This is a genomic window from Thermococcus sp. 101 C5 (assembly GCF_009372125.1).
GTDB lineage: Archaea > Methanobacteriota_B > Thermococci > Thermococcales > Thermococcaceae > Thermococcus_A > Thermococcus_A bergensis.
This window is the reverse complement of sequence record NZ_WHIZ01000002.1, coordinates 24,711-38,043: the sequence shown is the minus strand read 5'-3', so window position 1 is coordinate 38,043 and position 13,333 is coordinate 24,711. Positions and strand designations below refer to the sequence as shown.

Below are 13,333 nucleotides of genomic sequence, written 5' to 3'. Positions count from 1 at the left end.
TACCACCAGTTTCTATTTCGGGGGAGTGCTTTTATGGATTTCTACAGCCCGGCTATTGAAAAAGTTAAAAGCCAAAAGTAGAATTTAGGTCATGCTGCTTGAGATGCTCTTAGCTATAATCCTCCTCTGGGATAGTTATTTTTTCGTTAACTACCTCCTTAGTCTAGTTAAGCCTTATAAAACCGGAAACTCTGCCCCTTTTGTAAGCGTATTGATACCCGCCTACAATGAGGGAGAGAACATAGTGGACTCCATAAAGTCGGCTCTCTCTCAGGATTATCCTGATTTTGAGGTTATCGTTATTGATGATGGCAGTGAAGATGACACGTTCGAGAGGGCCCTCTCTTTGAAAGACCTGAGGCTGAGAGTTTTTAGAAAGGCCCATGAAGGAAAGGCAAAAGCGCTTAACTTCGGACTCTCAAAAGCAAAGGGTGAAATAATAGTTACCACCGATGCGGACTCTATCCTTTCGCCAAACGCGTTGAAATCTCTGGTAGAGAGGTTTTATTCTATGGACGTTGTTGGGGTTGGGGGGCAAGTGAGGGTCTTGGGAAGCTCTTTCTTGGAGAGAGCTCAGGACGTTGAGCATCTCAGAATTGCTATGTTCAGACGGGCTAAGGAGCTTGAAGACCTAAGCGTTGCTCCCGGCCCAATCTCGGCCTTCAGAAGAGAAGCCTTGGAGCGGATTGGTGGGTTTGTCGAGAGTGAAGTTGAGGACTACGCAACAACAAAAGAGCTCAAGAAACTTGGGAAGGTTCTCTACGCTCCGAGGGCAAAAGTCTACACAAAAATGCCAAAAACACTCCAACAACTTTGGAGGCAGAGGAGGAAATGGTTTCTGGGTGATTTAAAGCATCTTGGAGGAGGGCTGGAGAAAGAGCTCTTTTTCCTGATCTTGGGCGACTTTATTGCTCTTCTCGATGTAGTAGTTCCGGTTGCACTGCTCTTAAAGGGAAACTTTGATTTATTCTTGCTGTTCTTAAGTTATGAGGTGCTTACCCTTCTTATCCCTACGGTTGTTGAGGGAGGTTCTCTCCTAAATGCCCTTCTCTTTCCAGTATTTCTGTGGTTCTGGGCTCTGTTTTATCTTTCTCTCCACCTCTATGGCTATCTCCGGACGCTGCTGGGAATTTTGCAAAGTTTGCGCTGAAGTCTCCTTAGGTTTTTAAACTCAAATTCTGAATTCTCTGTGGTGAGGAAAATGGACTTCAAATTCGAGATAAAAGCGCGAGATGCTGCGGGAAGAATAGGAAAAATTGAAGTTAACGGGAAAAAGCTCGAAACTCCAGCTATTATGCCCGTAGTTAACCCTAAGCAGCTCATAGTGACTCCTAAAGAGCTCAAAGAAATGGGCTTTGACATTATAATCACGAACTCCTACATAATTTACAAAGACGAAGAGCTGAGAGAGAAAGCCCTTGAAAATGGTATTCACAGGCTTTTGGGCTACGATGGCATAATAGAGGTCGATTCCGGAAGCTTCCAACTTATGAGATATGGTGGAGTAGAGGTTACCAATAGAGAGATTATAGAGTTCCAGCACAAGATAGGCGTTGACATAGGGACGTTTCTTGACATCCCAACAATTCCAGATGCTCCAAGGGAGAAAGCTGAAGAGGACCTTAAGATAACACTCGAGAGAGCAAAAGAGGCTGAGAGCATAAAGAGCATACCCATGAATGCCACCGTTCAGGGCTCAACATATCCCGACCTGAGAACCTACGCCGCTAGAAAATTAAGCGAAATGAACTTTGAGATTCATCCGATTGGTGCCGTGGTACCTTTAATGGAGGGCTACCGCTATAGGGATTTGGTTGATGTTGTAATAGCCTCAAAAATTGGGCTAAGACCGGACAGACCTGTTCACCTCTTCGGCGCTGGGCATCCGATGGTATTTGCTCTGGCAGTTGCGATGGGAATTGACCTCTTTGATTCGGCAAGCTACGCCCTTTACGCTAAAGACGACCGTTACATGACACCTGAAGGAACCAAGAGGCTTGAAGAGCTTGAGTATTTCCCATGCTCATGCCCTGTTTGTTCTCGCCATACACCGCAAGAGCTGCGCGAGATGCCAAAGGAAGAGAGAACGAGGCTTCTAGCCCTTCACAACCTATGGGTCATTAGAGAGGAGTTAAACCGGGTGAAGCAGGCAATAAAAGAGGGAACCCTCTGGCAGCTAGTTGATGAGCGTTCAAGGTCTCACCCAAAAATGTTTGCCGCTTACAAAAGGCTGCTTGAATACAAGGACTACCTCGAGGAGAACGAGCCGATAACAAAGGCCTCTGCCTTTTTCAAGGTTAGTGAGGAGATCATGAAAACTCCCGTAGTTTTGAGGGCAAAGCAAAGAGCTGAAAGGGTAAAAGGGAAGTTCCCGGAGACAATCAGCCATCCCATTTTTGGCGAAATTCCAAAATACCTGAGCTTAACTTTCCCGTTTGCCCAGAGCGAGGGGGAGGAGGACTTCACAATAGAGAAGCCCTCAAAGGAGGAAGCGAAGCTTTACGTTCAGGCTGTTGCTGAATATCAGTTTGGCGAAGGAGCGAGTGAAGCCTTTAGAGATATTTTTGTCGAGCTCTCAAGAAAGACCGGAATGCCAAGACAGATAAAAGCTGGAGGCAAGCACGTGGCAACTTTTAGAGCGGAAGACGGTCTTTTGACCCTTGGAATCGAAGGAGCAAGAAGACTGCACAAGCTTCTCCCCTATCCAATGAAAAGGGTTGTTGTTAATGAAGACGCGGAGCCCTTTGCAAGAAAGGGGAAGAACGTCTTTGCGAAGTTCGTGATTGATGCAGACGAGTCTATAAAGCCATACGACGAAGTTCTTGTGGTGAATAAGAACGACGAGCTTTTGGCAACCGGACAAAGCCTGTTAAACGGCAAAGAACTTAAGATATTTCAGCAGGGCCTTGCGGTAAAAGTTAGAAGGGGAGTTGAGTGATCACTCGAGCGGAGACCTTCCATATTTTATGAAAACCCTCAGCTCCTTGTCTTTCTTTTTCAGATAGTTCATGAGGGCTTCAAGCTCAGCTCTGAAGGCTTTTTGTTCAATTTTTACCCCTTCGTGGGCTCTCTGGAGCGGTCTTATATAGCCGTTGCTCTCGTGCCACAGCAATTTTGCTATCAGCTCATCGTTGATTGAGGTGTTGGATTGGAGCAGGTATATGATGCCCCCCTTCATGGTTCTTATATACGCTGAGGGAACTCCCGTTTCTATGAACCTCTGGACGGTGGGGAAGTATTTCCTCAAAATCCTCGGCAGACGGTGGGCTATTTTCTTTTTTTCTTCAGCCCTTTCCGGGTCGTATATTACACAGTAACCGGGAAGTTCTTCGCCATGCGTTTTGACAAGATATGCATCGATAAACGGCACGTCAAGGAGATCTATGCCCAGTTTTGACGTGATTTTCCTGTTGTAGAAGCTCTTTGCGATGTAGATTAGCTCCCTTTGGAGGAGCTTCTCTAGTGAGTAGAGGTACTCCAGATAGCCTAGGACAACATGAATGGTGTTTCTTGCCTCTTCAAGGGTTAATGTCTTTGGCTCACTGTATTCATCCAGCTCTTCGGCAATTTTTATTATCTCACTTCTGGGAATCTCGGCTTTTAGCGCATCCCTCAACCTCTTTAGGGCACCGTCGTAGTTTACAATCTCTTTGCCTTCCATTGCTTTGTAGAACTCCGAGTATTCATCTATAACCTCGTCCGCGAGTATAACTCCACTGTAGAGCTCCCTTTCCTCAGCAAGGCGCTTTTCTAAATCGAGATAGTGCTCATCGAGCCTCTCCATGAAGTCCTTTATGAGCTCTTCTGGTTTGCCTTTCTCTAACGTATCAAGAAGGGTTGTTATGCCCTTAACGCTCTCGGGATAAACGGGAGGTCTTGTTAATGAACCGGTGAGCGTTCCGTCCATCAAAATCATATGCTCCTCATTCCCTACTAGCGCCCCGAGCTTGTTTTCTAAAGTCTCCATTTGAAGTCTTATTATCTGGTCGGAAATTCCATGGTTGTATGTCATAGCATTTGTATAGACCAGCCGAGCACTTTTACCGTTTCCAAAGGCAAAAGAGGCAACTGTATAAATTATTGTTCCACTCAGCCTTGCCTTTCCTTGACTTCCATCAACAGCATAAACTTTGCTCTCCTTTTTTTCGGGGAGAGGTCTCCAATCTACTCTGCCCTTTAGGGCTCCTTCAACTTCTTTGAGTTCTCCTTTGAGCATCTGGAGGATTTTGTCTGCTTGATATTTGGAAATGAGGCGGTACATTCATCCCACCTCTACTTCTTCTACTCTCGAAGTGCCGTTTTCAAGCCTGACTCTCACCACTCTATCTGCGGCATCCTTGAGCTCCTCGTCGTGCGAAACTATTATTACCTGGGGGATTTTCCTCAGATATCGCTCCATTATGTCCACGAGCCTTCTTCTCCTCTCCTCGTCGAGATAAGGTGTCGGCTCATCCATTATGAGGAGGGGAATCTCTCCCGCAAGGTAGAGGGATAGAGCCAATCTAAACGCCAGACCGAGGGCTATTCTCTCACCACCGCTCAAGAATGAAAGCTCCCTTTCTTTTCCATCGTATATAACCCCAAGAACAACTTTGTTCTCTTTTGCCTTCACAGTTATTCCAGAGTACTTCTCTTCTGTTAGTTCCTCAAATATTTCGCTCGCGTATTCTCCAACTTTTGCAAGTGCATCTTCCTTAAGGAGGTTTTTAAATACCCTGACCTTTTCTCTGAGCTCTTGAACTTTTTCTCTGGCTTTTTTCAGCTCTTCAAGCTCTTTTTTCTTGTTCTTAACGTTTTCCCTCTCCTTCTGGAGGCTCTCTAGGTTTTTGCTCAACTCCTCTTTTCTTTTTTCGAGGTTTTCAAGCTCAGTTTCTGCCTTCGTTAGGGCTTCTCTTGCCTCAACATATTCTCTTCTCAGCTTTTCGTGCTCTTCTTTGTTGTACTTTTTCTCGAGCTCAGCAACTCTCTCCTCCAGCAGTGAAAGCTGTGCTTCAAGTTTGTGTTTTTGCTTTTCCAGAACCTTTAATTCTTTTTCTTCTCTGCTAAGGCGTTCTTCTTCTTTCTCAAGTTCTTCTTTAACGTCCAAAAGTTTGAGGTACTCCTCGTAGAGGGGTCTCAATTTTTCGAGCTCTACTTTAAGTTCGCTCTCATTTTCAAACCCAAGTTCCTTGAGTTTGTTCTCATATCCCTGAAGCTCTCTTTTGGCGTTTTCTATCTTGCCCTCTATGCTTATCTTCATTCTTTTGAACACCGGCTTCTTTTTGAGCTCTTCAACAATCCCCTTGAGCTTGCCTTCAAGCTGGTTTTTCTCCCTTGAGAGTTCTTCGTACTCTTTGGCCTTTTTCTCAAGCTCGTTGATGTTGAACTGTGCCAGTTTTTCCTCGTGTTCTTTTATCTGTTTCAATATTCCTTCGTTTTCTATCACTATGCGTTCTTTGTTCAAAGTCTTTTCAATGCTTACGAGCTCGGCTCTGAGCTTCTTTTCTTCTTCTTCGAGCTCCCTCATCTTTGCTTTGTATTCGCCGATTTCTGCTCTGTAACTTGCGATAAGCTCTTTTCTGTGTTTGTCTGTAAGCTCGGCACCGCAGACAGGACACTTTCCTTCGGCTTTCATTAGTTCTGCTATTGCTTTGTCTCTCTGTTCAGAAAGGCTCCTGAGTTTTCCTTTTTCTTCCCCAATTTTTTCCAGCCTATCGCGGATTTCGTCTCTTCTTCTCTTTGCCTCTTCTATCTCGTCTTTGAGAACTTTAATGTCCTCCTCGCTAAGGGATAATCTATTCTTTAGGGTCTCTATTGTCTTCTTGATTCTCGTGGCTTCTTCGTATTCTTTTGCAGACTGCTTCAGGCTTTCAAGCTTTTCTTCTATCCCGCCAATTTTTTCTTCAAGCTCTTTCAGCTCTTTTTCTTTCTGCAAGAGCTCTTTGAGTCTTTCTTCTATCTGAGAAAGCTTTCCTTCGTAGCCTTTAAGCTCTTTTTCAATTCTTGCTTTTACTTCACTGTATTCTCTCTGGAACTTTTCGAGCTCTTTGTACCTCTTGGCTTGGGGTTTAATTTCTTCGAGCTTTTCCAGCTTCTTCCTTAGCTCTTCTATTTTCTTTTTCCTCTCATCTATTGATTCAAGCAGTGCATTTATTCTCGTTGCTACCCCTTTGAGAGTCTTTTCGAGTTCATTTCTCTCTTCTTTTACTTTATTGAGCTGTTCCAAAAGATCGTCAAGTTGGTAGAGTCTCTCCTTTATCTTCTCAGCATTTTCTCTCAGTTTCGGGATTTTGGGGAAAATCTCGTTTATTCTCTTTATTACCTCGGTCAAGTTCTTTTGTGTTTGCTCTATTATTTCGTCAATGTTCCTCATTGCTGTAAGGTACTCCTCAATTGCGTTAATCTTCCGGTCTATAGCTTTTCTGACTTCGAGGAGGTTGTTGTACGCGTTTTCATATTTGTCCAACCCAAGAACTTTTCTAACGACTTTTTCTCTGCTCTCATCACTCTCTAAAATTGCGTCGATTTCGCCTTGCCTTATGTATATTGCATTCACAAATACATCATAGGGAATCATTTTTTCCATCCAGTTCCTCACGGGCTGCTGACCGGCTTCAGTTGCATAATGCCACTCATCACCGTCTTGATACTTGACGAAAGCTATGCCTCTGGTTATGTTCCTGTGGAGCTGGTATCGTACATTATCTTTTTCAAAGAATACCGTTATTTCTGTGCTTTTTCCGTTCACCCTGAGGATGTCTTCCTTCTTGAGGTCTTTGGGCTTTGTGGGCCAGTAAAGCCCGACGAGTATCGCATCGAGGAGGGAACTTTTTCCAGAACCGTTTTGTCCTATTATCAGGTTTATCCCGGGTGTAAACGTTACCTTTGTGAACTCATGTGAGCGGAAATCTCTCACTATTATTTTCTCAATCCTCATTTCCTCTCACCCTTTGAGCCAGGACAATAAGTCCGATTTCTTCTCTGGTGGCTTTTTTATCTTCTTGATTTTCTTCTCTTCAGGCTTCTTTTCCCCCTCTTCTTGTTTCATAACAACCTTTTCTTTAACTTCCTCTTTTCTCTCTTCTTTGTTGGGCGTAGATTCTTTCTCAGGTATAGAGCCTCTTAAGAAGAGCTCGATAACTTCTTCAAAAGCTTCAAATTCCTTCTCGCCAACAAGTTCGAGTATTTTGAGCTCTAGGGGATTAAAGAACCCTCTTAGATCTGTGGTTTGGGTTGGCCTGAAGGATGGTCGTTTGAACTTCGTTCTTATGTGGAGGTATTCAACTTCGAAGATTTCGTGGAGAAAAGACACGTCAAAAGGCCTCTCCCATTCAATGTCCACCCTCAAGAAAGCTTCCTTTGGTATCTTTGTGCTCAGCTTTTTGAGCTCCTGCCTTGCAGCCCTTTCGTCAGCTTTAATTTTAACATCGTAGAAAGGCCTAACGTCGAGTTTTACAAACCTTGGTTTGAAATCTTCAACTATCAGAAATCCCTTGTCCTCTCCGGCTTGGGGAACAAAAGTCTCTCCGTTCCACCTGTATCTTATTTCGTAGTCCCCAAAGTCCCACCTCTCCAATGAACCGGGATAAGCAACTACACCTAATCCTTTGTTTGTCTGCCACTTTTTGTGTATGTGCCCCATTGCGTAGTAAAGAAAGCCCTCTGGCAGGTCTTCGAGGGTTATCTCGAAGTAGTCCCTCTGCGTTTCCAGTCTCAGGCTGTCCATCATTTCCTTTATCCCCTGGTGGAGCATAAGCACAGCGTCTCCGCTTGGCTTAAAGTACTCGCTCAGCTTGTTTCTCTCAAACCATGCAGCACTCATGAACTTCAACCCATAAATCTCTAGGCTTTTGTTCCCTTTTTCGAAGACCCCTTTGACGATTAGCTTTCCATTGGCTTTCTCTGTGGTCTGATACTTGTTTTCTTTCTTCTCCTCGCTGAAGCCGAGAACGTACATCAACCCCAGGGATTCTAGAAGATTGTATGCGGAAATCCTCTTTTGGGTTCTGTCGTGGTTTCCTTCAATTGCAAAAACCGGAATTCCTTCTTCTTTTGGGATCGAAAGGATGTCTATGGCTTCCTTTATTGTCTGGGGGCTTGGGTTGCTGCGGTGAAAGAGGTCTCCCGCAATAAGTATAAAGTCCACTTTTTCCTCAACTGCCTTTTTTATTGCAGTCTCAAAGGTTTTTCTAAACTCCTCGGCTCTGTAGGGCAGTCTGTACTGCTCAAACCCAAGATGTACATCTGCAATGTGGGCAAATTTAAAGGTCATACTCTATCCCCTCATCTTCATAAGCCTGCTGAATTTCTTCCTCTCTCTTCTCTTCTTCTGCTCTTTTACGCCATCTTGATACAACTCCTATGTCCTCTCCTCCATAATCGCCGCCCTTTTCTTTGAAGTTGTAAATCTTAACAAGCGCTGGAAGGGCTATTGCTTGGCCAACTATAACTGCCTCTCCTTTTCCGAGGGAGGCTATGTCAGCTAGCAAGTCGTTGCTCAACTGCTCGCTTGCCTTTAGGACATACTCTTGGTCTCTTGGGTTTACAATCCTCAGGATTATCTTGGTGTTTGTCTGGCTTAAGACGTCTTCATTAAGTTTGTTTGGTCTTTGGGATACTATTCCAAGCCCAACTCCAAACTTTCTTCCCTCCCTGGCAATTCTGCTCAAAACCCTCACGGCATCATTGTGTTCTCCTTGCGGGGCAAAGATGTGTGCCTCCTCCACTATCATGAGTATTGGCTCAGCAAGTGCTTTACTTTTCTTTTCGATGCTCTTCATAAGTTCTTTGAGCTCTTCGATTTCTTCTTCGAGTTTTGATGTTTTCGCAGCCCTGCTTTCTCTTAGCTCTTCTTCTATGCGTTCAAGAGTCTTTCTGGCTTTTTCATAGTCTACTCTTGCCTCAAATATTCCCTGGAGCAGTTTTCCGACAACGACTTTCATTTGGCCCTCGTCTAAGGGCCCGAGGTCGATAACGTTTGCCTTTCCAGGCTCAATTTGGGATATTAAGTCCTCACTGGTTAATAATCCCCCATAATTTCTCAAAAATCTCCTAAGCCTTAAAACAACTCCCCTTAACGTCTCTACCCTATCTGATTTGAGTTCTTCCGTTAGATAGTCCTTTTTTCCTTCATCCCAGTAAATTGCCGCTTTATTTCTGATCCAGTCGTTTATCGTCTCCATGAGCTTTTCGATAAGTTCTCTCCCACCCAAGTTTGGATTTTCGTATTTGATTGTTTCCCATGCTTTAGCTAGAAATTCTCTCTGTATGGTGGCGTTTTTTGCGACTTCTATCAGGTCTGCCAGCTCTTCACTATCCATTTCTTCAGGTCTTATTTTGGCATCTATTATCTTGACGTATTTCTTCCCAGTGTCTGGAAGCTTCAGCTTTACGTAATCTCCGTGCGGGTCTAGGACAACTACCGTCCCCCTGAGCTTTTCGACGATCTGGCTTATCATCACTGCAACGGTGTTTGACTTACCTGCTCCGGTAACTGCCAAAACGGCAAAATGCCTTGATACAAGCTCGTCAGCGTTCAGATATATTGGCACGTTTTCCCTTAGGAGGAGAGTTCCCACGTTGATGTATCCCTCTCCGGGGTTGTATATTGCCTTGAGGACTTCGTCGCTTAGCCTATAAACAGTTCTTCCATTGGGGATTGGGACTCTGTTTGGTAAAACATCAATTCTCTCGCCGTTAAAATTGAGTTTGCCCAGCACCCTTACGCTAGCGATAACTTCTTCATTGTCCTCAATGCTCTCTCCGTATTGCTCCAAATCAAGCTGAAGAGATTGATATGTGCTTTTTCCACTTATGAGGAGCCAATTTATGTTTTGGAGCTTTCTGATTGTGCCGATAACCCACTCTCCATTCCTGTTTTGGGCAACAACGAACTCTCCAAACTGCAAGTTTACCTCTGGATGAGCAGAAAAATCGTACCCTATAACGCTTGCCTCACCTTTAACAATACCCACGGCCTCTTCCGCTATTTTCATTGTACCACCTTCATTTAATTAACTACCTCCAGGCTGGTTATAAACTTAATCTTCGGAGTAGTAGGATAAGAAAAGACACAAAATAGAAGATCAGACAGGAATCCGGTCATCATCCTGCCCTCAGGATCGGAAGCGCTCATCACTTCTCTTTAACATCCTCCCCTCATTTTTTAAGTTTTTCCAAAAATTATTTTAGTTCCTCAGCATAATCACTCTTGGTGATACAGGTGCAGGCTAAAAAGTTGAGAAGGCTCGTTATATATGAGGTCTTCCCGAGAAACCACACTGAAGAGGGAACCCTAAGGGCGTTAGCTGAGGATTTGGAGAGGATAAAATCCCTCGGTGTGGACTTTGTTTGGCTGATGCCCATATATCCAATAGGGGAAGAAGGCAGGAAGGGTTCTCTTGGCTCTCCCTATGCTATAAGGGATTATCGGGCAATAAATCCTGAGCTGGGAACGCTTGAAGATTTTAAAGAATTTGTTGAGAAAGCTCATAAGCTTGGGCTTAAGGTCATGATAGACATTGTATACAACCACACCTCGCGAGATTCAAAGCTTTTGGAAGAGCACCCCGAATGGTTCTATACAGTTGATGGCAAGCCTTCAAGAAAGGTTCCGGACTGGAGTGATGTTTACGACCTTGATTACTCCAACAAAGAGCTCTGGAAATATCAAATAGAAACCCTGAAGTTCTGGGCCAGGTATGTAGATGGGTTTAGGTGCGACGTTGCTCCTCTCGTTCCCTTGGAATTCTGGGAGACAGCCAAAAAAGAAGTTGCTGAGGTTAATCCCAACCTCATTTGGCTGGCTGAGACGGTACATCCTTCTTTTGTTAGGTGGCTGCGGGAGAGGGGGTTTAGAGTCCACTCGGATGTTGAGATGCATCGGGTATTTGAAATCACCTACGACTACGATGGGAGGGAAGTGCTGGAGGGATACCTTCAGGGAGAAAGAACCCTATCGAGCTATGTAGACTACCTCTACGTTCAGGATACGCTGTATCCTGCGGATTACGTTAAGCTCAGGTTTCTGGAGAACCACGATTTGCCGAGGGCAGCAAAGATATTTAGAGATGAGCTCCGCCTAAAGAACTGGACGGCATTTACGTTTATGCTCAAGGGGGCTACACTGATATATGCAGGTCAGGAGTATGCCATCGAAAAGCAGCCGAGCCTCTTTGAAAAGGACCCTATTCCCTGGGAAGAGGGGAATGAGGAGTTTTCATCTTTTATCAAGAAACTAATCGAGATTAAAAAGTCAATTGACTGCAACAGTCAAAGGGTGTATTTGGCAAAGGAAGGAGTTGCGGTTGTAGAGTGCAAAAATGCGGTTGGAATCTTCAACTTGGAGGGCAAAATCGGAGAGATAGAGATTGAAGTTAAGGGAATAGACCTTCTGACAGGTAGAAAGGTTGAAAGCAAAGATGGGAAGATAGAGGTGCCTTTTGAGCCGATAATAATCTCTCTTTGATATTCTTTTTAAATCAATAAGATTAAAAACCACTGGGCGAATATTTCAACTATGAGCCTCTCTTCAAGAGATACTTCCATCCCCAGAAAAATTCCCCTAAGCCTCGTTACGATAAGACCCGCCACTCTTTTTGACTTAAGTGAGATTATGCGTATTGAGAGGCAGTCTTTTAGGGAGCAATACCCGAGGGGCCTGTTTCTGATGTTTCTGGAGGCAAATCCGGACACGTTTCTCGTTGCAGAATACAACGGGCGGATAGTAGGATACGTAATGGGATATCTAAGACCAGATCTGGAAGGACATATAATGAGCATAGCCGTTGACCCGCTTTACAGAGGAAATGGGATTGGTAAGGCCCTTATGGAAGTTGTGATAGACAGGCTGCTGAGGAAGGGAGCTAGGTATATAGGACTTGAAGTCAGGGTCAGCAACGAGAGGGCAATTAGGCTCTACGAAAAGCTGGGCTTTAAGAAGATGAAAATTATAAAAGGCTACTACTCCGATGGTGAGGATGCCTATTACATGGTTCTAACACCAGACGCTTGGGGGGGCAGAAGTTGAGTGAGTTCAAATTTTACCTCAGCGGAGATAGGGTTTTCAGCATGATGGAAAGTGCGATAAACAAGCTCTACAACAAAAGGCATTACGGGGAAGTCGTAAACGGCAAGCTTTTCCTCTCTCTCATTGAAGCCGCTTATCTACTGGATAAAGGGTGGATTAAAGTTTTTGACGGTGAAAAAGAGCTCAGCGTTCAAGAGCTTTTCGAAATTGGAAGAAAAAAAGATGAGCACTTTGATCTAAAGTTTTTGGTTTACAGGGATCTTAGGAATAGGGGCTACACTGTGAAGACAGCTCTCAAATACGGTTCTCACTTTAGAGTGTACCGCAAAGGAATGGAGGAGCATGCGGACTGGCTAATCTGGGTTGTAAGTGAGAACCAGAAGATGTACCCAAACGACTTAACCGCTAGGGTTAGGGTTGCCCATGGGGTTAGAAAAAAGATGGTTCTGGCGGTGGTCGATGAGGACAATGACGTGGTTTATTATCACATAGGCAGAATAAAATTTTAGTCTGCCTTTATCTCCCCAGCTAGGATGGGTATGGTGATATAGGCAATCAATTTTCTTTTCTTTGTATCCAAATTTTTGGAATAATACCTTATTAATCCAACAATGAGAAGAATAAACCCCACAAACAGCGATAGTTGTTCTAAAGGGGTTCTAAGTCCTATCTTTGAAGGAATGCTCAATCGAAGCACTGCACTGGCGAGTCCTACAATAAGGAGGGGAGCGGAGTAAATCGTGTAAAGTTCAAGGGAAGGTGTTTTCTTTAAGATCAGAGCTAAGGTTCCAAGTAAGATTAGGGATTGCAAGGTAAATCTAAGTCCGTTAACAAGTAGAGGTAACCACAGGCGGGATATGGAAACGTTAAAAATCCTGAGCATGTGATAAAAACCGACTAACTGGTATGAGCATATTACTTCGCCCAGTATCCAAAGGGCCAGTATCCATTTAATCTTTCCCCTCATCTCTAGACCCCCTGAGAATTCCCCAGATTCCAAGTCCTACCAGTATTATGAGAATCCAAACTGGATTCTTGGTTCCTGCAATTGTCCTGAATAAGCCATCCTTATAGCTCCACCACAACTGGAGATGTTCCTTAAAGAGTCCATAACCAAGCATGAACCCAACAGGCATCCCCGCCAAGAACAGAAGGCTTGTTTTCCTTCTGGAGTAGTATTTCATTCTGGGCTTGGCTATCCAGTTTCCAATTAAGATGAGAGCAGCAAGCCACGGATGAAGTGTGGCTAAAACTCCCTCAGCTAGAAACATCAATGCTCTTACCCTCATCCACTCCACCTTCCACTACTGGTTACTGCCACTCTTA

At 44.3% G+C, this 13,333-nt stretch carries 11 protein-coding genes; 5 read left to right on the top strand and 6 right to left on the bottom strand.

Going from position 1 to position 13,333, the window contains the following annotated elements; genetic code table 11:
• The first annotated feature begins 91 nt into the window (after positions 1 to 91).
• A complete protein-coding gene (locus tag GBV73_RS00535; protein WP_152878700.1) occupies positions 92 to 1,150 on the top strand; it encodes a glycosyltransferase family 2 protein in 1,059 nt (352 codons plus the stop codon).
• 51 nt (positions 1,151 to 1,201) lie between these two features.
• Entirely contained in the window at positions 1,202 to 2,938 is a 1,737-nt protein-coding gene (tgtA, locus tag GBV73_RS00530; RefSeq protein ID WP_152878713.1) for a tRNA guanosine(15) transglycosylase TgtA, read from the top strand.
• On the opposite strand, the gene nurA is transcribed toward tgtA, so the two are convergent.
• From nurA to herA, 4 genes are read right to left on the bottom strand one after another with little or no spacing between them, the layout of a single operon-like run.
• Positions 2,939 to 4,261: a DNA double-strand break repair nuclease NurA gene (nurA, locus tag GBV73_RS00525; protein ID WP_152878699.1), complete on the bottom strand. Its 1,323-nt coding sequence runs from the start codon at positions 4,259 to 4,261 to the stop codon at positions 2,939 to 2,941. It abuts the gene before it with no gap.
• Positions 4,262 to 6,916 carry a DNA double-strand break repair ATPase Rad50 gene (rad50, locus tag GBV73_RS00520; protein WP_152878698.1) on the bottom strand — a complete coding sequence of 885 codons (2,655 nt, stop codon included), beginning with the start codon at positions 6,914 to 6,916 and terminating at the stop codon, positions 4,262 to 4,264. It lies immediately after the preceding gene.
• 6 nt (positions 6,917 to 6,922) lie between these two features.
• Positions 6,923 to 8,251, bottom strand: coding sequence for a DNA double-strand break repair protein Mre11 (mre11, locus tag GBV73_RS00515; RefSeq protein ID WP_152878697.1), 1,329 nt, complete (start codon positions 8,249 to 8,251; stop codon positions 6,923 to 6,925).
• On the bottom strand, positions 8,241 to 9,974 hold the full coding sequence (herA, locus tag GBV73_RS00510) for a DNA double-strand break repair helicase HerA (RefSeq protein ID WP_152878696.1): 1,734 nt from the start codon (positions 9,972 to 9,974) through the stop codon (positions 8,241 to 8,243). The genes mre11 and herA overlap by 11 nt, the downstream gene beginning before the upstream one ends.
• Positions 9,975 to 10,201: 227 nt before the next feature.
• Here herA and GBV73_RS00505 point away from each other — a divergent pair, with 227 nt between their 5' ends.
• Genes GBV73_RS00505 through endA form a run of 3 tightly spaced genes read left to right on the top strand, consistent with a single transcriptional unit; the run spans position 10,202 to position 12,516 of the window.
• Entirely contained in the window at positions 10,202 to 11,446 is a 1,245-nt protein-coding gene (locus GBV73_RS00505; protein ID WP_371716954.1) for an alpha-amylase family glycosyl hydrolase, read from the top strand.
• Between the two features lie 51 nt (positions 11,447 to 11,497).
• Entirely contained in the window at positions 11,498 to 12,007 is a 510-nt protein-coding gene (gene rimI / locus GBV73_RS00500; protein WP_152878694.1) for a ribosomal protein S18-alanine N-acetyltransferase, read from the top strand.
• Complete coding sequence (endA, locus tag GBV73_RS00495) at positions 12,004 to 12,516, top strand: tRNA-intron lyase (protein ID WP_152878693.1); 513 nt, start codon at positions 12,004 to 12,006, stop codon at positions 12,514 to 12,516. Before rimI ends, endA begins: the two co-directional genes overlap by 4 nt.
• On the opposite strand, the gene GBV73_RS00490 is transcribed toward endA, so the two are convergent.
• Both GBV73_RS00490 and GBV73_RS00485 read right to left on the bottom strand, forming a co-directional pair.
• Positions 12,513 to 12,974 (bottom strand): hypothetical protein, encoded by a 462-nt coding sequence (locus tag GBV73_RS00490; protein ID WP_042698766.1) that lies wholly within the window; start codon positions 12,972 to 12,974, stop codon positions 12,513 to 12,515. The genes endA and GBV73_RS00490 overlap by 4 nt on opposite strands.
• Positions 12,958 to 13,296, bottom strand: a complete 339-nt coding sequence (locus GBV73_RS00485) for a hypothetical protein (protein WP_042698770.1) — start codon at positions 13,294 to 13,296, stop codon at positions 12,958 to 12,960. Before GBV73_RS00485 ends, GBV73_RS00490 begins: the two co-directional genes overlap by 17 nt.
• Between the last annotated feature and the right edge of the window lie 37 nt (positions 13,297 to 13,333).